Source organism: Lipingzhangella halophila (assembly GCF_014203805.1).
In the GTDB taxonomy this organism is placed as follows: Bacteria; Actinomycetota; Actinomycetes; order Streptosporangiales; family Streptosporangiaceae; genus Lipingzhangella; species Lipingzhangella halophila.
Window position 1 is genome coordinate 1984155 of sequence record NZ_JACHJT010000001.1, and the last position, 22462, is coordinate 2006616.

Below are 22462 nucleotides of genomic sequence, written 5' to 3' on the forward strand. Positions count from 1 at the left end.
CGTCGCGCGTGACAACGCCCACAGCTACACCGCATGCATGCTGGCGTGCCCGGCGGGCGCGAGCCAACCCCGGCCCCCGATCCGCGTTGTTTCGGTCGGCCCATAACCACCCGCCGGTATCGGAACGCTGCACAGAACACTCTACTGGCCTCAGGGTTCGGCGCCGGTGTCCGCCCCCGGGGGAAGCGCCCGCAGGTCGCGGGCCCGCGGGGTAGGCGGGCGTCCTTACCGGGATCCCAGCCTCGCGTAGAGGTCCCGGTACACCTCGGCGACGCGGGGCCACGTGCGGTGCGCCGCGACCTCGTCCCGGCCGGCCTTCGAGAGGCTGTTCCGCAGCCGCGTGTCGTCGCGCAGTTGGCCTAGCGCTTCGGCGAGTGCCGCAGCGTCGCCGGGTGGCACCATGCGCCCCGCCTCGCCGTCCGCCAGCAGCTCCCGCAGCGCGGGCAGGTCGCTGGCGACCACCGGAACGCCCAGCGCCATCGCCTCGACGGGCTTGAGCGGGGTGACCAGGCGGCAGACGCGTTCATCGGCCCGCGGGGCGACGAACACGTCCAGGGCGGCTTGCGCGCGCAACGCCTCCTCCGGCGGCACGCGCCCCGGGAGCACGCACACGTCGGAAAGGCCGTGCCCGGCCACCCGGGTGACCAGCGCATCGCGGTCCGCGCCGTCGCCGACGAGCAGCACCCGTACGCGGATGCCGCTCTCGCGCAGCAGCGCCGCGGCGTCGACCAGCGTGGCGAACCCCTCGTAGGGCATCAGGCTGGAGACCGACCCGACCACGAACTCGTCGTCGCCGATACCGTGCGCGCGGCGGAACCCCGCACCGTCGGGCTGGGTGTCGAGCAGGTGCGGGTCGACCGCATTGGGCGCGAGCACGACCCGTTCCGGGTCCGCGCCGCGGGCGACGATCTCCTCGCGCATGGTCCCGGCGAGGGTCACCACCGCGTCGGCACCGCGCATCACCGCCGCCTCGCGTTCCACGACCAACCGGTGGCGCTCGCTTCCCTCGGCCCGCGGATCGGCGGCCGACAGCCAGGTCTCCTCCAGGAACCCGCGAACCTCGTAGACGACCGGGAGCCCGAGCCGCGCGCCCACCGCCATGGCCACCGATCCGTTGCGGTGGTCGGACGCGGCGTGCAGCACCGCCGGGCGCAGCCGGCGCGCCAGACCGGCGGCCTCGCTCACCCCGGCGTCGATCTGCCTGGCCAACCCTTCCGGTAGCTTCTCTCCCGGGCGCAGGTGGTGGTAGCTGATTCCGTCGAGCACGTCCTCGTGCGGGGCGTCCGGGACGTCCCGCGGCCAGCCGACGAACGTCGCCACGTGCGGGTCCAGACCCAGCGTGCGCTGCGCCGACACGATGCGGTGCGTGCGGACCGTGTACCCGGCCTGTGCGTGCGGGAGCGCGTTGGAGACCAGGTGCAGTACCCGCCCCGGTACCGGGGCGGGCGCGGCGGTGTCCGGTGCGGGCGACTCCGGCAGTGGCCCGAGCGCGGCGCGCTCCCCGATGTAGCGCTGGTGCAGCAGTCCGCACACCTCGTGGAGGTGCACGTAGGGCGCCACGGTGTCGATCGCCTCGGCGATGGCGCCCCGTTGGAAGAGCAGCCGCGCGGTTCGCGCGGCGGCCCCGCCGTGTATTGGGCCGGTGTAGCGGTGAGGCACCCGCAGCCGGCGCGCCGCGACCTCGGTTAGCCGCGGCTGCCGCAGCGCCACCATCGTGGCGGCCAGCCGCCGGTTCAACGACCGGCCGCGCCGGCTGGTGGGGTCAATGCTGTCGGCGAGCCGGTTCAGCACACCGCGGGCGTCGTTCGCCCGGTCGTCGGCCACCAGCAGCGCTAGCGCGAGGGCGGGGAATCGCGGAAGGACGCCAGCGCGGTCCGCTGCCGCTATTCGCAGGGCGCGCGCCCGTCCGGACGGCGAGAGCCCGAACGCGCCCTTGACGAGGCGGTGGACCGCCGCGTCGTAGGCGTCGGCGAGCTTGGCCCGCGGCCCGTGCCGGACCGGCGCGTCGACGGTAGGAGCCGGGAGTGAGGGGGAGTTCGCGACAGGCACGCTCCAGTATCCGGCCCGGTAGTACTGCGCGCCCACCCCGGCCCCGCGGATATCACCGCGAGTTCGCCGCCCCGCGAACCGGTGTTCACCCGTGATTCGGCAAGTGCGCATGAACGGCGCGAGTGTGCCGCGAAGCGCAACGTTGTCCCGCAAAACGGATGCGCGGCGCCCGGGCCAGCGCCCGCGAAATGACGGGGCGAAGGGGAAAAAGGGGCGGATCTCATTGGTACGCGGCGTCCCGGGAAATTCGGCGACGGAGTGCCGCAGGATCGGAGTTTCCATCGTATCGCCTGCCGAAGGTCGATGAGGAGCACGGTCATTGCCCCCCAAAAAGGGCTGAGCGGAAGTGCCGAAGAAAAGCCGGTTGGAAATGCGTGAACTCAGCAGGGAAGTGGATCATCCTCGAATCCGTACCGACTGTCGTTACTTGCGACACACGGAGGACGAATGTCAACGATCCGCAGGATGACGACCACCCTCGCCGCGGGAGCGCTCGTGTTAACGGGGGGATCCGCGGGCGCCCCGGCGGCGCTCGCGGACGGACCGGATACCCCGCACGAGGTGATCGTGGAGATCGAGGCGATGGAATGGCCCGAGTACGAGGTGGGTGACTCGGACATCGACATCGCGGTAGCCGGCTACCTGCTGCGTTACCTGGGCCACCTCCCCGACGACTACGAACTACCCAACAGCGACTTCACCGAGGAGCTCGAAGACGCGGTCCTGGAGTTCCAGACCGACGGTGATATCGATGTTCCCGATACCGGCCGGCTTGACCAGGAGACCTGGGACAACCTCCGCAAGGAGATCTTCGGCACCCCGATGGGCCAGGGCAGGATCGGCGATCCGGTCTGCGCGGTCCAGCACAGCCTGATCCACGACTACGACAAGGACATCACGCACGACTGCCGCTTCGGTCCCGAGACCGAAGGCGCAGTCAAGGAGGTGCAGCGCGACTTCGGGATCGACGACGACGGTCTCGTCGGGGTCATCACCTTCCGCGCGATGATCGCCGGCGGCGTCTGACGCCTGTTCCGACTCCACCACCTTTTCCGCAGAGGCCGGGTACGCCAGCGGGCGGCCCGGCCCGCCCCATGGTCGGAATAGCCCGGTTCGTCGGGGCGCTGAACAAACCGACGCGAACCTTCCGCCGCGCGGAGTAGGTTTGTACCAGGATGCCATCCCCTTGCCGGGTGGCATCTGTTCGTGTGGGCTGCTTTTGTTATGGGGGGACGCATGTCACAGGGGAGTACGCAGGACGGGCCGGCGTCCGGCTCCCCGATCTTTCGGCGCGGGATGCGGGTGCTGTGGACAGCGATCCGCACCGAACCGTGGGTGTGCGCCGTTGCCGTTCTCGGCGCCTCCCTGCACGCGGCTTTCACCGTGGCCTCGGCGCGTGTCCTCGGCCACCTCACCGACACCGTCATCCTGCCCGCGTTCGAAGAGGGCCGCACCACCGCGGCGGCATTGGCCACCGCCGCCGCGATGCTTCTGGGCGTAGGCCTGGCCAAGGCCCTCGGGTTGGGCGCGCGGCGGCTGTTCGCGGGCCTCATGCAGTTCCGCATGCAGGCTCGCTACCGCCGCAGAGTCGCCCGGAAGTACCTTGGGCTCCCGCTGTCCTGGCACCACAGGCACCCCACGGGCCAACTGCTGTCCAACGCGAACTCTGACGTCGAGGCCACCTGGCAGCCGCTCGCGCCGCTGCCGATGACCATCGGCAGCGTGCTCATGCTCCTCATCGCGGCCGTCGCGATGGTGGTCACCGACCCCGTGCTCGCGCTCGTCGGGTTCGTGGTCTTCCCGCTGCTGTTCGTGGTGAACGTGGTCTTCCAGCGCAAGATCGGGCCGGTGGCCACCCGCGCCCAGAGGCTGCGCGCCGAGGTCAGCGAGGTCGCGCACGAGTCGTTCGACGGCGCCCTCGTCGTCAAGACCCTGGGACGCGAGGACACCGAGACAGCGCGGTTCACCGACGCCGCGCACCGGCTGCGCGACGCGCAGATCCGGGTCGGACGCATGCGCGGGATGTTCGACCCGGTCATGGAAGGGCTGCCGAACCTCGGCGTGCTCGCTGTGCTGCTGGTGGGGGCGTGGCGGCTGTCCAACGGTGCGATCGTGCCCGGCGACCTCGTGCAGATCGCCTACCTCTTCACGCTGCTCGCACTGCCCATCCGCTCGTTCGGCTGGCTGCTTGGCGATCTGCCCCGCAGCGTGGTCGGCTGGAACCGGATCCACGCGGTGCTGGCGGCTGATGGCGCGATGCACTACGGCGGCCAGCGAATCGACGGCAACGACCGCGGGGTGCGGGTCACCGCCCGAGGGGTGAACTTCTCCTACGAGGACAGCTACGACGCGGCCGGCGACGGCGCGAGCGGCCGCGACCTCGTCGCCGAACCGGTCACTGACACTGGCACCACCCCGGAGGAGGGAGCGACCCGTGCCACGGTCCTCACCGACGTGCACCTCGACATCGCTCCGGGACGCACCGTCGCCGTCGTCGGCCCGACCGGTTCGGGCAAGTCCACACTGACGACGCTCCTCATGCGGCTGGTCGACCCCGACACCGGGACCATCTCGCATGACGGCGTGGACGTGCGCGAGCTGGAGCGCGGCCAGATCGCCAACGCGGCGGCCCTCGTGCCCCAGTCGACGTTCGTCTTCGAGGACACCGTCCGCGACAACGTCACCCTCGGCAACGGCGCCAGCGACGACGATGTCTGGGCGGCGCTCCGGCTCGCCCGCGCCGACTCGTTCGTGGCGGCCCTCCCGGAGGGCCTGGACACCCGGCTCGGCGAGCGCGGCACCTCGCTTTCGGGCGGCCAGCGCCAGCGCCTGGCCCTTGCCCGTGCGGTGGTGCGCCGCCCGCGGCTGCTCATCCTGGACGACGCGACCTCCGCGGTCGACCCGCAGGTCGAGGCGCAGATTCTGGCCGGGCTGCGCGACACCGACCTCGGCGCGACCGTGGTCGTGATCGCCTACCGGCGTGCCACGATCGAGCTCGCCGACGAGGTCATCTATCTGGAACAACGAACCGTGCGGGACCGCGGCACCCACGAGGAGCTGCTGCGGAGGTCGCCCGGCTACGAGCAGTTGGTAACGGCGTACGAACGCGCGGCTGAGGAGCGGGCCGCCGACGCGGCGAGTAAAGCGTTCCGTGCAGTGGGTGCCGACGACGGCGCGGCGCGCGCGGCACATGAGGAGGCGGGTGTGGCCACGGACGGGGAGCGGGCTCCCGGCGCGGCGGCGGACATGCGCAGTACCTGGAGCGTCGACGGTGCACGTGCCCGGACCGAGCGCCCGGACCGCAGTGCCCGCCCGGACATGAACGGCGAAGGCACCACTGCCGACACGGGGGAGAGCCTGTAATGAGTGTTCAAGCGGCCACCGAACCCGGCGGGGACGCAGGGCCCGAGGACCAGCGGGCAAAGGCGGGAGCGCCCGGGCTGTGGCGTTCCTCCGACTCCGCGCTCGGCACGATCCGCCGGGGTCTCCAGCTCTCCCCGGAGTTCACCAAAGGGCTCGGGCTGACTCTGGTGTTCGCGATGGCCGCCACAGCCGGCAAGATCATCGTGCCGATCGCGGTGCAGCAGATCACCGACAACGGTGTCAGCACCGGCGAACCCGACCTGGGCTTCGTGGCGGCCGCCGTGGCGCTGTGCGCCGTGCTCCTGGTGGTCACGGCGTTTTCCTCGTTCCTGATGAACGTCCGGCTGTTCCGCGCCACCGAGTCCGGGCTGGCCACGCTGCGCCGCAAGGCGTTCCGGCACGTGCACGATCTGTCGGTGCTGACCCAGAACAGCGAACGCAAGGGCGCCCTGGTCTCGCGAGTGACCGCCGACGTCGACCAGATCAGCGTGTTCATGCAATGGGGCGGCCTGATGCTGTTGGTCAGCACCGGGCAACTGCTCGTCGCGACGGTGCTGATGGCCATCTACTCCTGGCAACTCACGCTGGTCGTGTGGGTGTGCTTCGTGCCGCTGGTGTTCGGCGTCCGCTGGCTGCAGCGGCTGCTGTCGCGTGCCTACCTGAGAGTCCGCGAGCGCACCGGCGACATGCTGGGTGCCTTCGGAGAGACCGTCATGGGGGCCGCGATCATCCGGGCACACGCCACCGAGGAGCGGACCGCGCGCCGCATTGACGAGACGGTGCTGGCGACCCGGCGGGCGCAGGTAACGGCGCAGCGGCTGTCCATGGCGGTCTCCCCGGTCGCCGAGATGGTCGCCGCGGTCGCCAACGCCGCCGTGGTCGTAACGGGCGTGCTGCTCGGCGTCGCGGGAGATATCACCCCCGGCGAGCTCGTGGCGTTCCTTTTCCTGGTCACCCTGTTCATCACGCCGATGATGATGGCGACCGAGATCTTCAACGAAGCGCAGAACGCCATCGCCGGGTGGCGGCGCGTGCTCGGCGTCCTCGACACCGTCCCCGACATCGCCGACCCCGGTGAGTCCGGGCACCGGTTGCCCCGCGGGCCGGTGCGCGTCCGGTTCGACGGTGTCAGCTACTCCTACCCCGACGGCCCGGTGGTGCTCGACTCCGTCGACGAGGAGATCGAGCCGGGCACCCGGGTGGCCGTGGTGGGCGAGACCGGATCGGGCAAGACCACGTTCGCCAAGCTCCTCACCCGGCTGATGGACCCTGATGAGGGGCGGGTGCTGCTCGACGGCGTGAACCTGCGCGACATCGCGTTCTCGTCGCTGCGGAGCCGCGTCGTCATGGTGCCGCAGGAGGGGTTCCTGTTCGACGGTTCCCTGGGCGCCAACATCCGCTTCGCGCGCCCCGAGGCCGACGACGCCGAACTGCAGGCCGCCATCGAGGATTTGGGCCTGCGCGACTGGCTCAGCGGGCTGGCGCACGGCCTCGACACCCCGGTGGGGCAGCGCGGCGAATCCCTGTCGGCGGGGGAGCGCCAGCTCGTGGCCCTGGTGCGGGCCTACGTCGCCGACCCCGACCTGTTGGTGCTGGACGAGGCCACGTCGGCGGTGGACCCGCACACCGAGATCCGCATCCAGCGCGCACTCGACCGGCTGCTCCACGGCCGGACCTCGGTGACCATCGCCCACCGGCTCTCCACGGCCGAGGCGGCCGACGAGGTGTTCGTCTTCGACGCCGGCAGGGTGGTCCAACGCGGCACGCACGCCGAACTGGCGGACCAGCCGGGGGTGTACGCCGACCTGTACGCGTCCTGGGTGCGCAGCTCCGCGTGAGTGCCGATCTTGAGAGGAGCGTTCCTTTCAAGCGCCGTCGGGTTTCGGGGTTTTCGGTGGGGGCGAGTGCCCTTGGATGGGGCCACGGTCGTCCGGTGCTGGCCGCTGATGGTGGCGCACGCGACGAAAGCGACGACGGCGGATGGGCGGGCCCGGCGGTAGTCGGTGCTGGTGCCCGATGGTGACGCGCCCAACGAAGCAGCGAAGGCCCGCTGGCCCTGTGGGACTCGCCCCTTTGCGGGCGTCAGTGTTTCCGCCCGGCGGCGGGGCGCTCGTCGAGGGTGACCGTGGGGACATTCTCGGCGCTGAATATGTCCGCACGGTCAGGTTCGGTGCGGAACCCGCACCGAACCTGACCGGTTTGCCGTGTTTCACCCGAAATTTGGTGCCAGGGCCAGGATCGATGGGCCCCAGCCACGGGCCAGGCCCCCGAGTCGTCGGGCGCGCCACCATCCGCGGCCCGCACCGGTGACCGCCGACCCCGGCCACCCACCACCTTTGCTGCCCCCGTTACGTGCGCCACCATCGGGCACCAGCACCGATTGCCGCGGGTTGGCCCACCCACCACCTTTGCTGCCCCCGTTACGTGCGCCACCATCGGGCACCAGCACCGATTGCCGCGGGCTGGCCCACCCGCCGTCCTCGCCACCCTCCTCGCGGGGGTGAACCACGCGCATGCGCCACCGGGCTGTACCTGACCTCCATGGTCGGTACGGCTAGGCCTTGCGCCCGTACCACCAGTGGGCGGCCAGTAGCTCTCCCACGATGGGCTCGGTGAGCAGCCGGACGTCGGCGTCGGTATCGCCCGGGTAGCGCAGGGTGAGCGCCGCCCCGTCCACCTCGCCGCCCACGCAGACGAACGCCCCGCGGAGTTCCAGGAGCTGCTCGGTCAACCGCGCGTCGTAGTGCGAGCCGGCGAACAGCACCCCGCGGTAGTCGGTCACGGCGGCGAGGTAGCGGTCGGTGTGCGACCACTCTCCCGACTCGGCGGAGTACGCGGGCAGCACCGGCCCCCGGCGGAGCGCCAGTGCGGACTGCTGGGCCGAGCACAGCCGTTCCACGGGAGCGACGAAGTGCACACCATCGCGCGACCGCAGCGCCTCTGCCGCGCTCGGGAGCCAGTGAGGCGCGCGCTCCAGCAGCCCCGAGGCGGCGTTGGCGGCCCTGCGCAGGCTCAACGAGACGTCGCTGGTTGCCCCGGCCGTCGGCGCGCCCAACTGCTGGCCCAGCAGCAGGAGCAACGCGAGAGCGTGCAGGTGCCCGCGGCACGCGAGCCCGCTCTTCTCCTCGCCGGCCAGCAGCGGCACAAGAATGTCGGCGTAGCGCACCACGGGAGAGTCGGGGTCGTCGGTCAGCACGATGATCGCCGAGCGCTCGACATAGCGGTCCAGCGCCGTGCACAGCTCGCGCACCCCGCCCCCCACCGAGACCGCGACGACCAGGGTGTCCGGGCCCGGCGGCAGCGTGTGCGCAGCGGAGGAGTACTCGGCCGTGGCGCCGAGGCCGGCGCGCCGCATCCGCGACGCGGCCACCTCGCAGGCGTAGCGCGACGTCCCCAGCCCCAGCAGCAGGATTCCCGCCGGTTCGTCGTCCAGAAGCGACGGCAACGCGGCATAGGGGTCGCGGCGGGCGAGCTGGTTGGCGAGCGCGTTCATCGCGTCCGGTTTGCCCTCAAGGTCGGCGGTGAGAAGCTCGGCGCTCACGGGTCTCCTGCCGGTGTCAAGTCCTGGTGTTCGTGGTGTGCGGTGGGCCGGATGCCCCGGCCGGCGTCGCCCCTTCGGTACAACCGGGGTTGGATGGCACCTTAGGCGGTGTCCGCGCCGCTCGTGTCCCGTTCGCCGGGATGGCACCGCCGCTCAGGGCCATGGCCATTGTCACGCGGCGCGGTGGTGGCCCGCGCCGGGGACCCCGAGCGGGCCACGGCGAGATCGGCCATAACCTTGGGGTATGAGCGCAACTGCTGCCGGGAATAGCGACAGGCCGGCGGGTGGCGGGCTGGACCCCGCCATCGCCGCGCGGCTGACGCGCACCGCCGAGGGCCTGCTGCCGGCCATTGTCCAACAGCACGACACCGGCGAGGTACTGATGCTGGCCTGGATGGACGACGAGGCCCTGCACCGCACGCTCACCACCCGCAGCGCCACGTACTGGTCGCGCAGCCGGGGCGAGTACTGGGTCAAGGGGGCCACCTCGGGCAACGTGCAGCGCGTCCACTCCGTTGCCCTCGACTGCGACGGTGACACCCTGCTGGTCACGGTGGACCAGACCGGCAACGCGTGCCACACGGGCGACCGCACCTGCTTCGACGCCGGGCCCCTGCCCCTGAACGGGGAGACCGGGTGAGCCGGCCCGACCGCTCCCGGCGGGAGTTCACGATCGCGCTCCTGGCCACCCTCGCGGGGGCCGCGGCGCTGCTCGCGACCGCCGGCCAGACCTGGGCGGTCGCGGAGGTCAGCGTCGCGGGACCGTCCGAGCCCGCCAATGTGGACCTGGCGGGGGACGACGTCGCTCCGGCGGCCGCGGCGATCGGGTGGGCCGCTCTGGCCGCCCTGGCGGCGCTGCTGGCCGCCCAGGGGTGGGCGCGCCGCGGCCTGGGTGTGCTGCTTATCGTGTTCGCGGGGGTGGCACTCTACGACGTCTGGACCGGGACCCGCCCCGGCGCACTGGCGCGCGCGGCCGCGGCGCAGGCCACGGTCGGCGGGGACGCGGGCGCGCCGGCCCTGCACGCGAGCTGGCCGCTGCTGGCGGCGTGCGGGGCGCTGCTGCTCCTGGGCACGGGGGCGGCAACCGCGATCCGGGGTGCTGCCTGGCCGGGCATGGGCAGCAGGTACGATCGCCACGGCGCGCCCGCGACGGTCCGTTCCGGCGACCCCGCCGAGATGTGGAAGTCGCTCGACTCCGGCGCGGACCCCACCGTGGACCCCGGACAGGGCGACGGTTCGACCGGGACCGCGCCGGCGACCGCCAGCCACGACAACGTCGATGCGAAGGAGCCCTGATGGCCGACGAGCACCATGAGGACCACGGAAACACGCTTTCCGCCTGGTTTCTGACCCTCTCCTGGAGCGCGGCCTGGAGCGTGTCCGGTGTGTTCATCATCCTCGGTGGGGACCTGATCCAGTGGACCATCGTCGGCGTGGTGCTCAGTGTCGCCTGCGCCGGCATCGCCGGTGCGCTGAAGATGGCCGGATTCGGCCGCAGGGAACCCCGGCCCGCCCCATTGACACCTGAGGAGTGGTCTGCTCAGCAGAACGCTGTCGCTGGTGACGGCGATGACGCGAAGGGCGGCAGCGACGGTGATACGGGGAAGGAACCCGAGACGGTCTCTGCCGGCTGACACCATCGCGGAACGATCGGATTCGATGGAACCGGATCCGGCCCCGAAGGGTCCCAGGATCGGCGGATTCCTACTTTTGCGTGGAACCTGGCATGATGCACTCTGCTCCCCGACGTGGGTGAAGCTGCGCACCGGCCATGCCCCGCCGGCGTTCGCCCCCTCGCCCCGCGTCCCGGTTGACGAATTCACTTCTCTCGGAAAGACGGACCCACTATGAGCTATGGCCCACCTCCACCCCCTCCCGGCGGCGGATACGGTCCACCGCCTCCTCCTGGCGGCACCGGACCCCAGGCCGGAGGGCCCGCGCCGGACAACTGGCTCGTGCCGGCGATTCTCGCCACCATTTTCTGCTGCTGGCCGCTCGGTATCCCGGCCATCCTCGCCGCGGCGAAGGTGAACGAGTACTGGAACCTCGGTGACCACGCGGGAGCGCACGAGCAGTCCTCCAAGGCGAAGAAGTTCACGATCATCGCGGCGGTCTCGGCGGTCGTGGTGTGGATCGTCGTCGGGATCCTCTACTTCCTGATGTTCGCCGCGATGTTCAGCGCGGCTTCCTCAACGCCCACCACGACGACCTACTAGAGCCACCAGCTGATGACCGGGACCTTTACGTCCGCATGGCAGCGCCTGCATCCGGCGACAGCGCCGCTGCTGCTTGGTGGCGCGGGCTTGGCCGGGGCCACCCTGCTGCACTTCGTGAACCCCAACGAGCAGGGCAACTACCCGGTGTGCCCGTGGCTGCTCGTCACGGGCACCTGGTGCCCGGGGTGCGGCAGCATGCGGGCCGTTCACGCGCTGACCAACCTGGATATCGTTGGTGCGGCGCAGATGAACGTGTTCTTCCTGGCGGTCCTGCCGTACCTGGGGTACGCCTACGGAAAGTGGCTGTACCGCTCGTTCCGGCCGGCGCCCCCGAAGGCGGCACCCGCCAGGATGCCCAGCCCAATGTGGCTGTACGGGCTGGTCGTCGTCATCCTCGCCTACTGGGTGGTGCGTAACCTGCCGTTCGGGGCGTTCCTCGCGCCGGGGTGACCGGGCGTGCCGCGCGCGGCACGCCGCCGGGCCGAGGGCGGTGACCGTCTTCACCCGGCGGCTCGATACGATCAAGGACACAGGAGCACGGTCCGTTAGGATCCGGTCCAGCTCCTGTGTCCTTCGTGCTTCCGCGCTGTCGGGAGCGGCGGGTTAGGCCGTCCCGGACACGCGGGCGAAGGACATCGGCCAGCGATGGCACCGGCTACTGGAGGGGGCAGTCCCACGTGAGCGTGCTCGACGAGATCCTCGATGGAGTACGCGCCGATCTCGCCGATCGGCAGGCCGCCATGCCTCTGGACCGGCTCAAGGAGAAGGCCGAGTCCGCGCCGCGGCCCAAGGACGTCGTGGCCGCGCTGCGCCGCCCCGGTGTGCAGGTGGTCGCCGAGGTCAAGCGTTCCAGCCCCTCCAAGGGGGACCTGGCGAAGATCGACGACCCGGCCGCGCTCGCGCGCGACTACTCCGCCGGCGGCGCCTGCCTGATCAGTGTCCTGACGGAGCAGCGGTGGTTCCACGGAAGCCTGGCGGACCTGGGCACCGTGCGCGCCGCGGTCGACACTCCACTGCTGCGCAAGGACTTCGTGGTCAGTGCGTACCAGTTGTGGGAGGCCCTGGTCCACGGCGCTGACGCGGTGCTGCTGATCGTCGCAGCGCTGGAGCAGGACGCCCTCGTCTCGCTGGTGGAGCGGGCCGGTTCGCTCGGCCTCACTCCGCTGGTCGAGGTGCACACCGCCGACGAGGTCCAGCGCGCCCTCGACGCCGGCGCCACCGTCATCGGGGTGAACGCCCGCGATCTCAAGACCCTCCAGGTCGACCGGGAGACCTTCGCCAAGCTGGCCCCGCTCATCCCCGACGACCGGGTCAAGATCGCCGAGTCCGGGGTTCGCGGACCGCACGACCTGCTGGCCTACGCGGGCTACGGCGCCGACGCGGTACTCGTGGGCGAGAGCCTGGTGCGGGGCGGCAAGCCGCGCGAGGCCGTGGCCGACCTGGTGACCGCCGGTGCCCACCCGGCGCTACGGGATCGGCGCTGATAAGTCATGACCAGGAACGCGTGGATGGTCGGTCCGGCCGGGCGCCGATGGCGCTAGGGAGCCCGTGCCGCTGCGAGCGGGCTCCCCGTAAGGCCCCAGACCCCGGAGCGCACGCGCCCACTGGCGGCGCCGTGCGGGCCGTTGTGACCGACAGAGCAGAACCACCGCGCCACCCGGATGGCGTCCTGGAGAGATCATGAGCATCGCACCCGAACCTTCCCCGTCCGCTGACGCGGGAGGCCACTTCGGTCGTTACGGCGGCCGCTTCAGCCCCGAGGCACTTGTCGCCGCGCTCGACGGCGTCGCCGTGGAGTGGGACAAGGCCCGGAACGACCCCGAGTTCCAGGGGGAGCTTCGGCGGCTCCTGCGCGACTACACGGGCCGGCCCAGCCCACTGAGCGAGGCCTCCCGTTTCTCCGCCGAGTGCGGCGGGGCGCGCGTCCTACTCAAGCGCGAGGACCTGAACCACACCGGATCGCACAAGATCAACAACGTGCTCGGTCAGGCACTACTGACCAAGCGCATGGGCAAGACCCGCGTCATCGCCGAGACCGGCGCCGGCCAGCACGGCGTCGCCACCGCCACCGCCTGCGCGCTTCTCGGGCTCGACTGCGTCATCTACATGGGCGAGGAGGACACCCGGCGCCAGGCCCTCAACGTCGCCCGTATGCGCATGCTCGGCGCCGAGGTCGTCCCGGTCACGATCGGCAGCCGCACGCTCAAGGACGCCATCAACGAGGCGTTCCGCGACTGGGTCGCCAATGTCGACCACACGCACTACCTGCTCGGCACGGTCGCGGGCCCGCACCCGTTCCCGACGATGGTGCGCGACCTGCACTACGTGATCGGCGAAGAGACCCGCACCCAGGTGCTGGAGCTCACCGGGCGGCTTCCCGACGCGGTCGCGGCATGCGTCGGCGGCGGGTCCAACGCCATCGGCATCTTCGCCGCGTTCATCGGCGACCCGGACGTCCGGCTCTACGGTTTCGAGGCCGGCGGCGACGGCCTGGACACCGGTCGGCACGCCGCGTCCATCACCGGCGGCGCGCCCGGTATCTTCCAGGGCACCCGCACCTACGTGCTGCAGGACACGCACGGCCAGACCGTGCCGAGCCACTCCATCTCGGCGGGCCTGGACTATCCAGCTGTCGGGCCGGAACACGCCGCGCTCGCCGACAGCGGCCGCGCGCGCTACGTGCCGGTCCCCGATGACGAGGCCATGGAGGCGTTCCGGCTCCTCTGCCGGAAGGAAGGCATCATCCCGGCCATCGAGAGCGCGCACGCGCTGGCCGGCGCCCGCCGGATCGGTGCCGAACTGGGGCCGGACGCGGTGATCGTGGTCAACCTCTCGGGCCGCGGCGACAAGGACATCGAGACCGCCGCGACCTACTTCGGGTTCGTGGACGAGCAGGGGGAGCAGCGTTGAGCGGGGAGCGGACGGCATCGGAGCCGAACACAGCGCTGGCGGCGAAGCTGGCGGGGGCGAAGGCGGACGGCAGGGCGGCGCTCATCGGGTACCTGCCGGCCGGGTTCCCCGACGTCGACTCGTCCATCCGGATCATCCAGGCCATGGTCGAGGGCGGCTGCGACATCGTTGAGGTCGGGTTTCCCTACTCCGACCCGAGCATGGACGGGCCGACCATCCAGCGGGCGGCCGACCGCGCGCTGGCGGCGGGCACCAAACCCGCGGACGTACTGCGCGTGGTCGAGGCGACCGCCGAAACCGGGGCAGCCGCCCTGGTGATGTCCTACTGGAACCCCATCGACCGGTACGGCGTCGCCCGGTTCGCCACGGACCTCGCGGCGGCGGGCGGCTCCGGACTCATCACTCCGGACCTGCTGCCCGAGGAGGCGGGGGAGTGGATCGAGGCCTCCGACGCCGCGGGGCTGGACCGGGTCTTCCTGGTGGCCCCCTCCTCCACCGAGCAGCGGCTGCGGTTGACCACCGATGTCTGCCGCGGGTTCGTGTACGCGGCCTCGCTAATGGGGGTCACGGGCACCCGCGCTCAGGTCGCCGACACCGCGGAGCGCCTGGTCCTGCGCACCCGCGAGGCGACCGGCGAGACGGGCCTGCCCGTCTGCGTCGGTCTCGGGATCTCCAACGGCGAGCAGGCGGCGGAGGTCGCCGGCTACGCCGACGGCGTGATCGTGGGCGCTGGCTTCTGCCAGCGGATCATCGACGCCCCTGACCTGGAGTCAGGGCTGGCGGCGGTGCGCGGCTTCGCTGAGGAACTAGCCTGGGGGTGCGCCCACGCACCGGTCCGCGAACCAGGGGCCGGCCCGCGGGCGTGAGACGGTCCCTCGTCGTGCGCTCGGAGCGCGCCGCGCTCCGTGTATCCGGCCGACCCGGTGGCGCGGTGGCGGACTTCTAAAACACAGCGTCACAAGGTCGCGACACAAAGTAGGATCTGGTGCGGTGCGCCGGGCCCCGCCGCCGGGGCCTGAGGGCGCGCAGGAACCGGTACGCGGTTGTATAGCCCGAGGGATACGCACGATGGACACGCGTGAGCAGCACCCGGCAAGTCCTCCCGCGGTCACGCCGTGGGCCGCACGGTGGACACTCGCCCAACCGTGGGTGAGCCTGCTCGCGCGGCTCGGGCTCGCCGGGGTGCTGGGCTTCGCCGCGTACTCCAAGCGGATTCCAGAGTTGTCCGTGCAGTCCGTCGAGGCCTACCAGTTGTTCTCGCCGGGAGTCGCGGAGTTCATCGGCTACACCCTGCCGCTGTTCGAGTTCGCGCTCGCGCTGCTGCTCGTGGTCGGGCTGGCCACGCGGTACGTCGGGGCGGTGGCCGGGCTGCTCATGATCGTCTTCATCGCCGGGATCGTCTCGGCGTGGACACGCGGGTTGGCCATCGACTGCGGTTGCTTCGGTACGGGGGGTGAGGTCGGCGCCGAGGAGACGCGGTACGGGCTCGACATCGCCCGCGATGTCGGGTTCCTGGCACTGGCCGGTATCGTCATGGTCTGGCCGCGCTCTCCCTTCGCGCTCGACCGGCTTTTCGGGCTCTACCGGTGACCGGTACTCCGGCGCGGGGTCCGGCCGGGGCGGCACGCGCGTTCCCGCGCACCGGCCAGTCGCGCGCACCTCGAACAGGTCGCGGCACGCGCCGCTGCGCCGCCCGCGGGCGGCGGCGGTCCCTGGTGCCGCCGGACACAGAGCAATCGGAAACGGTGATCGGCTGATGGGCAAGGCATCGCGGGAAGCGGCTCGCGAGCGAATCAAACAGGAGCGGCTCAGGGAGCAGAAGCGGGCCCAACGCAACCGGGTCCTCGCGGTCGTCGGCGCCGCCGCTGTGGTGGTGCTCCTCGTCGTGGGCGTGGGGTACCTGGTGATGAACAGCGGAGGGCCCGACTCCGACAGAGAGGACCTCTACGCGGCGCTGCCCGAGCAGACCGTGCAGCAGGACGGCAGCGTCGTTGTGGGTGCGGACGAGTCGGCTCCCGTCGTCGAGGTCTACGCCGACTTCCAGTGCCCTGCCTGCCAGAAGTTCGAGGAGGCGAGCGGCCCGACGCTGCTGGAGATGGCCGGCGAGGGCTCGGCGGTCGTGCACTTCCGCCCGGTCAGCATTTTCGCGCAGCGGCCGGCCCCGCTCGGCCCCAACTCGCTGCGCGCGGCCGCGGCCGCGCGAGCCGCGGCCGACCACGGCAAGTTCGTCGAGTACAACGACATCCTCTTCGCCAACCAGCCGCCCGAGGGCCAGGAGGGTTTCTCGGCCGACGACCTCAAAGAGTGGGGCACCGACGTAGGGATCGACTCCGCCGAGTTCGCCGAACGGGTCGACAGCGAGAGCGAGGTCGCCAACCAGTACGCCGACTACTCTCAGGAGCTCACCTCGGCGGCACAGGAGGACCTGAGCGAGGAGCAGCTTGGCTCGATGACCATGTCCGAGCTGATGGAATGGGGCAACGAGCAGGGCATCGACAGCTCCTTCCTCGACGGCAGTTTCGTCAAGGAGGTCCTGGACGCCACAGACGCCGCTGACGCGAGGTACGAGGGAGAGAACCAGTTCAGTAGCACGCCGAGTGTCTACATCAATGGCCAGCTCGTCGACCAGGACACCGCGTTCTCGCCGGAGCGCCTGCGGGCCGCCATCGAGGATGCCGGCCCGGGCGAGGTCTCCAGTGAGCCGCTCGCCTCGGGCGGCGCGGAGTCCGGGGACCAGGACGCCGGCGCACCCCCCGAAACCGAGGAATAGGCAACAGCAGTGACCAAACTCTCGTTCGCCGACGCGGGCGCCGGCAGCGGCCGCGCCTTGGCGGCAATCCCCAGCCCGGAGATCAGCTCGTTCAACCTGGGCCCGCTGACCATCCACTTCTACGCGCTGTGCATCCTGGCCGGCGTTGTGGCCGCCGTGTTCTGGTCCGAACGGCGCTGGGCCGCCATGGGCGGCGAGAAGGGCACGATCATGGATCTCGCGGTCCCCGCAGTGATCCTCGGCCTGCTCGGTGGCCGCCTCTACCACGTGATCAGCGACTACCAGTTGTACTTCGGCGAGGGGCGCGAACCCATCCGCGCGTTCTTCATCTGGGAGGGCGGACTGGGCATCTGGGGCGCCATTCCGCTGGGCGCGCTGGGTGTGTGGTGGCTGGCCCGCAGGCGCGGACTGTCCCTGTCGAAGCTGTCGTTCGCCATCGCCCCGACCCTCCCGCTGGCTCAGGCGTTCGGACGCTGGGGGAACTACTTCAACCAGGAGCTGTTCGGCAAGCCCACCGATGTCCCGTGGGCCCTGGAGGTCTCGCTCGGCCCGCAGGGCTTTATGCGCCCCGGCATGGTCCCGGGTGAGTTCCATTACCACCCGACGTTCCTCTACGAGTCGCTGTGGTGCCTCGGACTCGCGGTCCTGCTGGCCTGGCTGGGCCGCCGCTACGAGGACCACCTCGGTGGCGGTCGTCTGTTCGCTGTTTACATCATGGGTTACTGTGTTGGGCGGACCTGGATCGAGTACATGCGCGTCGACCCGGCGAACGAGATTCTCGGCTTCCGGCTGAACAACTTCACGGCCCTGATCGTGTTCCTGCTGGCCCTCGCGTACTTCGTGTGGGCGGCGTACCGCCAGGAGTGGTTCTCCACCCGGGTGGTGCCGATCAGCCGGGAACCCGGAACCCAGGTCATCGACACCGATCCCGCATCGGCCGAAACCCCCAGCCGCACCGGGGACCCCGGCAATGGCGGCGATGACGGCACCGAGGCGGGCGGAACGGCCGGAGCGCAACGAGAGGACTAGGTGTGGGCGGCCCGTGGCGACAGGTCACGCGATTCCACGGGCCGCGCTGGATGGATGAGTACCCAGGTGAGTGATTCCGATTCCGGCGGCCGCGCGCGTAGACGCCGGTCGCGGCGGGCCAAACGATCTCCGGACCTCCCGGTCGACGACGTCGGCGTGAACGAGGAGCCCGGCGAGATCGACCCCGCTGACGACTACGACGCCCCCGAAGAGCTCCCGGACGATGACGCTCCGCGCACGCGCAAGGGCCGCAAGGCGCGATCCGCGTCGCGGAAGGGGCGCGGCAAGGCGGCGCCCCAGAGCAGCGCGGGCCGCCGGCGTTCCGCCGCCCCCTCGGGCGGGGTCGACCCCGTGTCGAAGTTCTCGGCCTCCGCGCTGCGCCGCGTCACCGTTCTGGGCGACCGTCCCACTGAGGTCGTGTACAAGCTGGCCGAGCAGAGCCAGCGCAAGAGGGGAGCGGTGGTTCTGGGCACGCTGCTGGCGCTGTGCGCCGTGGCGCTGGTCACGCTCGGCGGTGTGCTCCTCTACCAGCTCGTGTCGGGCGAACCCATTGGCACCGACCGCGCGGAGACCGCCATCGTCGAACCGCCGCCGGGCCACTCGACCCTGGTGCCGGAAGTCTTCCAGGGCAAGGAGGACAACGAGAACGACGTCTTCGAGCCGATCGCCGAGCGGCCCGGCGACGCCGAGCCGCTCACCGAGAAGCGGGTGTTCGGCGGTACCGAGAAGCTCGAACTCGACGACACCGAGCTCACACTGCGCGACTCCGAGGTCACCGACACCTGCACGTCCCTGGTGTGGGGCGACCATCTCGCCGAGACGCTGGCCGACAGCTCCTGCACCTCGGCCGCGAGCGGGGTGTACAAGGACCCCGACGACGAGTACGTGGCGCAGTTCACGCTGTTCGACCTGGAGGACGAGTCCGCCGCCTCGGCGGTCAACACGGCGATCGACCCCACCGACAGCAGCACCGAGCCGGGCTTCCTCCTCCCGCAGGACACCAGCATCGACGGCCTGCAAAAAGGGCACAGCCAGGCGACGACCCAAGTCATGGGACACTACCTGGCGGTGTACTGGGTGGCGCGCACCGACGGCGGCGACCCTGAGGAGGGCACCGCCATGGCGGAGATCAACGTCGTCGCGATGAACGCCGCTTCCGCGGTCTACAAAGAGGTCCGGGACGCCGGTGAGGACGAGGACTAGAAGCAGACCTGCGGGGCCGAGAACCCGCCGCGCGGACTAGGATTTGCGCACCGGCGCGCAGTCATCCGGAGCCACTCTCCGGCGCGCCGTACCCCCCAGCAGTTCCGCACCGTTTTCGAGAGGTTCTGGTGTCTCCTTCTGAGTCGTCCGCTCCCGGATCCACCGGCCGCCGGAGGAAGCCCGACGAAGCCGATTCCATCGAAGGGCTGGCGGCGCCGCCCCCTGAGCGAACAGGGGCGAAGGGGACTCGGCGCCGGCGCAAGCCGAGCACGGAATCCAAGGGCCGGAGCACGAGGTCGCGGGTGCTGCTGGGCACCGCGGCCGTGGTTGCGGTCGTGGTCATTGTTGTGCTGGGCGTCCAGTACTTCCTGGGCGGGTCGGCCGGCGGTCCCCCCGACCCCCGCCCGGTCGCCTACCAGATCGACAACGTCGAGGGGAACATCAACGAGACGCTGACGTCGCGCGAGGTCGACACTCGCGCGTTGAGCGAGTCGGAGGTCCTCGAACGCGGCAATGAGGAGATCGAGAGCCAGGGGATCACTTTCGAGCTGGCCTCCACCACGTTCACGGACGCCTGCGAGGACGCCGTCTGGGGTGAGGAGGTCCGCCAGGCCCTGGCCGACGCCGAGTGCACCCAGGCCGCGGTTGGCGGGTACACCTCCGATGACCATGTGGGCGTCGCGGCCATGTTCAACCTCGTTGACGTCGACGCCTCGGCCGCGGTCGCCGAGGCGATGGAGCCCCCGGACAGCCCCGACGCCGAGGCGTCCGGCTTCGTCAGCGTTCCCAGTGGCGAGGCGTCCCTCGACGATCTCGGCACCGGCGGATACAGCGCCGCGCAGGCCTCGGTCAGCGGCCACTACCTGGTGATCGCCTGGGCACAGTCGAAGGACCCGCCGGGGGCCGACGAGCGCGAGAACCTGTCGGCGCCCCTGATCGCCCTGACCAACTTCCGCGACCCGCTGTTCCGCAGGGTGGTCCAGTTGGAGAACGCCCTGGAGCAAGGCGGCGGCGAAGAGGGTGCCGCCGGGGCGGAGCCCGGAGGCGAGGGTGACCCGGGAGCCACCCAGCCAGAGGGCGGTGCCGAGCCCGGGACCGGGGTTCCCGAGGGGGGTACCGAGCCCGGCGTGCCCCAGGCTCCGGCCGAGTGACGGACTCCTGAGCCGACCTGGCGGATTTCGTTCTTTTCCGAGTGCCGTGAATTCGCGGTTCCGGGGGTGTTCCGCTTTCGGTTCCGGGGCGCGGTCACCCGGTCCTGGCGACCCGTGGTTGAGCGCCCGACGGGGGCGTCGAGGACGGTGGGTGGGCCAGCCCGCAGTGATCGGTGCGGGTGCCCGATGGTACCGCGACCAGCGAGAGCAGCGAAGGTAGCGCCGGATCGCTGCGCGAGCGCGTGGGCGCGCCCCGTGGCGGTGCCGCACACGCCCGCTATGCCCGGATTGTGGGTATTCCGTGCGCCGAGAACGCCCCACAGACACCCCCGACGCGCCCCACCACCGGGCCCCGACGGACGAACGCGCTCCCGGGCCATCCGGCGCCTCCGCTGCTTTCGTTGGGCGCGTCACCGGCGGGCACCCGTAGCGGTTATTGGGGGCGGGCGCACCCACTGTCATCGCCGCCCTCGTTGGCCGCGCAACCATCCGCGGCCAGCTACCGGTGCCCGCGGTGCCCCTGTCGGCAGCTATTCCGCAAGGTCCGCCACCAGTCTCTCGGTGGCGGTGCTCAGGTCGGCGAAGCGGTGTGCCGGGAGGTCCAGCAGGGTGTGACCGGACAGCCACGGCGCGGCCGCGGCAACTCGGGATCGCGCGTCCTTCTTGGTCAGCGTCTGGCCAAGTGCGGCTGCGACAGAGATGAGCCCCTCTCGGAGGGTGTTGGCGAGCACGCCGTGCGCGCGGTCCTGGCAGTTGGCGAGGAGCCGCATGGCGGGGGCGTCATCCTCCCGCTCGCGCTCGCGCGCGAGGACGACCGTGTGTCCGGCCTCGGGTTCGCCGCTACGGAAACGCAGGTCGAAGCGGGGGGCGAGCATCGCGCGCAGCGCCGCCCGGCCCGCGGCGTCGCGTACCTGCGGGGTGTCCTGGGCCACCACGGCCCGCACCTCCGCTCCGCCGGCCAGTACCGCCCGCGGTAGGAGCGCTTCCCAGCCGCCCGTGAGGTCGATCGCGGCGCACTCGGCGCGTATGGCGGACCCCAACCACGTGGTGAGCCGTACGTGCCGCACACCGTGCTCCGGCAGCGAGGCGTGCGGCCACGCGCCAACGGCGGTGTCGGCTCCGGACTGCCGCAGTACCGCGGCCGCGGACTCCGTGCCGAGCCCGCCGCTGGCCTCGCGCGCCGCGACACCCTGGCTGTAGATCCGGGCCGGGTCGCTGGCGCCGTCCCCGGCGGGTGTGCGGGTTGTGGGGCGCAGCACGTAGAGGTCGCTCGCCGCGCCGATCGCCTCGGCCCCCAGGTAGCGGTTGAACTCGGGCCAGATCGCCTCGAACACCAGGCCCATCCGGGTCAGCCTGGACTGGGCCTTGGCGACCAGTGCGGGCGTGGTCTCGCTGGCGCCGTAGGCGAGCAGCACCCGCCCCTTGCGGGGATCGGCGATTCCCTGCAGGCCGCGCCGGACGAACAGCTCAACACCCTCGGGGGTGTAGGGCGGGTCGGTGAGGACAATGTCGCACTGGCCCCGCACGGACGCGGGCAGGCCGAGACGGAGGTCGGCGAAGTGGCAGCGGACCGGGAGCCCGAGCCGGGTCGCGGCGTCGTCGATGTATTCGAGCACCCGCTCGTCGACGTCGACGACCGTGGCCCGCGCCTCCGGGTACACCAGGGTCGCGGCCAGCGACGTCAGGTCGTGGTCGCCCACGCACAACAAGTGCGCGCCGGCCAGCGAGAACCGTGTCGCCAGCAGCACGCCGCGCCGCAACGCCGTGTCGGCCGTGGCCGCGACATGGTCGAGATCGCGCCGCGACCGCGGCGCCGCGGCGACCAGCCGGCGTAGCTCGTCCCTCGCCTCGGTATGCCCTTCGAGCAGGTGCGCGACCGGGTCGGCGGGCTCGGGGCGCGCCGCGCTTCCGGCATGCGCCGCGGGCCGCAGGAGCCGGACGCCGGCATCCGCACCGTCGCCCCTTTGGTCCAGCTCCGCGCCTAGGGCGTCGAGTGTGGCCGCGACGAGGCGGTGCGCGACCGCTGTCTCCCGCACCAGTTCCCGGGGCGTCCACCAGGCGCCGTTGGCGAGCGCGGCGAGCACGCGGTGCACGCGCGATGCGTTGATGCCCTCGGTTTCGAGAAGCTCGGCAAGCTTTGGCGCGGATTCGGTCACGTGTTAAGCATCCCAGGTACCGCGCGATTGGGCGTACCCCGCTCAGGGCGCGCATTGCGAACGCGTTAAGCTGT

19 protein-coding genes are annotated in these 22462 nt (G+C 71.3%); 16 read left to right on the top strand and 3 right to left on the bottom strand.

Features of this window, described 5'->3' with window-relative positions; all coding sequences use genetic code 11:
- Positions 1-225: 225 nt before the first annotated feature.
- A complete protein-coding gene (locus tag F4561_RS08985; RefSeq protein ID WP_312885194.1) occupies positions 226-2049 on the bottom strand; it encodes a glycosyltransferase family 4 protein in 1824 nt (607 codons plus the stop codon).
- Positions 2050-2496: 447 nt separating this feature from the next.
- On the opposite strand from F4561_RS08985, the gene F4561_RS08990 reads away from it, so the two are divergent.
- From F4561_RS08990 to F4561_RS09000, 3 genes are all read left to right on the top strand, one after another.
- Positions 2497-3075 carry a peptidoglycan-binding domain-containing protein gene (locus F4561_RS08990; protein ID WP_184576595.1) on the top strand — a complete coding sequence of 193 codons (579 nt, stop codon included), beginning with the start codon at positions 2497-2499 and terminating at the stop codon, positions 3073-3075.
- Between the two features lie 210 nt (positions 3076-3285).
- Positions 3286-5412 carry an ABC transporter ATP-binding protein gene (locus tag F4561_RS08995; protein ID WP_246437170.1) on the top strand — a complete coding sequence of 709 codons (2127 nt, stop codon included), beginning with the start codon at positions 3286-3288 and terminating at the stop codon, positions 5410-5412.
- A complete protein-coding gene (locus F4561_RS09000) occupies positions 5412-7250 on the top strand; it encodes an ABC transporter ATP-binding protein (protein WP_184576599.1) in 1839 nt (612 codons plus the stop codon). The genes F4561_RS08995 and F4561_RS09000 overlap by 1 nt, the downstream gene beginning before the upstream one ends.
- 716 nt (positions 7251-7966) lie before the next feature.
- Here the strand turns inward: F4561_RS09000 and F4561_RS09005 are convergent.
- Complete coding sequence (locus tag F4561_RS09005) at positions 7967-8953, bottom strand: SIS domain-containing protein (RefSeq protein WP_184576601.1); 987 nt, start codon at positions 8951-8953, stop codon at positions 7967-7969.
- Between the two features lie 244 nt (positions 8954-9197).
- Here F4561_RS09005 and hisI point away from each other — a divergent pair, with 244 nt between their 5' ends.
- The 13 genes from hisI (at position 9198) to F4561_RS09070 (ending at position 20232) form a co-directional block, all read left to right on the top strand.
- Positions 9198-9593: a phosphoribosyl-AMP cyclohydrolase gene (gene hisI, locus F4561_RS09010; protein WP_184576603.1), complete on the top strand. Its 396-nt coding sequence runs from the start codon at positions 9198-9200 to the stop codon at positions 9591-9593.
- Positions 9590-10249 (top strand): Trp biosynthesis-associated membrane protein, encoded by a 660-nt coding sequence (locus F4561_RS09015; protein WP_312885195.1) that lies wholly within the window; start codon positions 9590-9592, stop codon positions 10247-10249. Before hisI ends, F4561_RS09015 begins: the two co-directional genes overlap by 4 nt.
- Complete coding sequence (locus F4561_RS09020; RefSeq protein WP_246437171.1) at positions 10249-10587, top strand: HGxxPAAW family protein; 339 nt, start codon at positions 10249-10251, stop codon at positions 10585-10587. The genes F4561_RS09015 and F4561_RS09020 overlap by 1 nt, the downstream gene beginning before the upstream one ends.
- 213 nt (positions 10588-10800) lie before the next feature.
- A complete protein-coding gene (locus F4561_RS09025; RefSeq protein WP_184576607.1) occupies positions 10801-11169 on the top strand; it encodes a CD225/dispanin family protein in 369 nt (122 codons plus the stop codon).
- A 12-nt stretch (positions 11170-11181) separates the two neighbouring features.
- The gene (locus F4561_RS09030) at positions 11182-11619 is read left to right on the top strand and encodes a DUF2752 domain-containing protein (RefSeq protein WP_184576609.1); all 438 of its coding nucleotides are present in this window, start codon (positions 11182-11184) and stop codon (positions 11617-11619) included.
- Positions 11620-11846: 227 nt separating this feature from the next.
- On the top strand, positions 11847-12653 hold the full coding sequence (gene trpC / locus F4561_RS09035) for an indole-3-glycerol phosphate synthase TrpC (RefSeq protein ID WP_184576611.1): 807 nt from the start codon (positions 11847-11849) through the stop codon (positions 12651-12653).
- Between the two features lie 196 nt (positions 12654-12849).
- Positions 12850-14079 carry a tryptophan synthase subunit beta gene (gene trpB, locus F4561_RS09040; RefSeq protein WP_184576613.1) on the top strand — a complete coding sequence of 410 codons (1230 nt, stop codon included), beginning with the start codon at positions 12850-12852 and terminating at the stop codon, positions 14077-14079.
- Positions 14076-14945 (top strand): tryptophan synthase subunit alpha, encoded by an 870-nt coding sequence (trpA, locus tag F4561_RS09045; protein WP_184576615.1) that lies wholly within the window; start codon positions 14076-14078, stop codon positions 14943-14945. The genes trpB and trpA overlap by 4 nt, the downstream gene beginning before the upstream one ends.
- A 202-nt stretch (positions 14946-15147) precedes the next feature.
- Positions 15148-15669: a MauE/DoxX family redox-associated membrane protein gene (locus F4561_RS09050; RefSeq protein WP_184576617.1), complete on the top strand. Its 522-nt coding sequence runs from the start codon at positions 15148-15150 to the stop codon at positions 15667-15669.
- 166 nt (positions 15670-15835) lie between these two features.
- Positions 15836-16849: a DsbA family protein gene (locus F4561_RS09055; RefSeq protein WP_184576619.1), complete on the top strand. Its 1014-nt coding sequence runs from the start codon at positions 15836-15838 to the stop codon at positions 16847-16849.
- 9 nt (positions 16850-16858) lie between these two features.
- The gene (gene lgt, locus F4561_RS09060; protein ID WP_184576621.1) at positions 16859-17878 is read left to right on the top strand and encodes a prolipoprotein diacylglyceryl transferase; all 1020 of its coding nucleotides are present in this window, start codon (positions 16859-16861) and stop codon (positions 17876-17878) included.
- 66 nt (positions 17879-17944) lie between these two features.
- Positions 17945-19081, top strand: coding sequence for a hypothetical protein (locus F4561_RS09065; protein ID WP_184576623.1), 1137 nt, complete (start codon positions 17945-17947; stop codon positions 19079-19081).
- A gap of 128 nt (positions 19082-19209) precedes the next feature.
- Positions 19210-20232 carry a hypothetical protein gene (locus F4561_RS09070; RefSeq protein ID WP_184576625.1) on the top strand — a complete coding sequence of 341 codons (1023 nt, stop codon included), beginning with the start codon at positions 19210-19212 and terminating at the stop codon, positions 20230-20232.
- A 530-nt stretch (positions 20233-20762) separates the two neighbouring features.
- On the opposite strand, the gene F4561_RS09075 is transcribed toward F4561_RS09070, so the two are convergent.
- Entirely contained in the window at positions 20763-22388 is a 1626-nt protein-coding gene (locus F4561_RS09075) for a bis-aminopropyl spermidine synthase family protein (RefSeq protein ID WP_184576627.1), read from the bottom strand.
- Positions 22389-22462 lie beyond the last annotated feature (74 nt).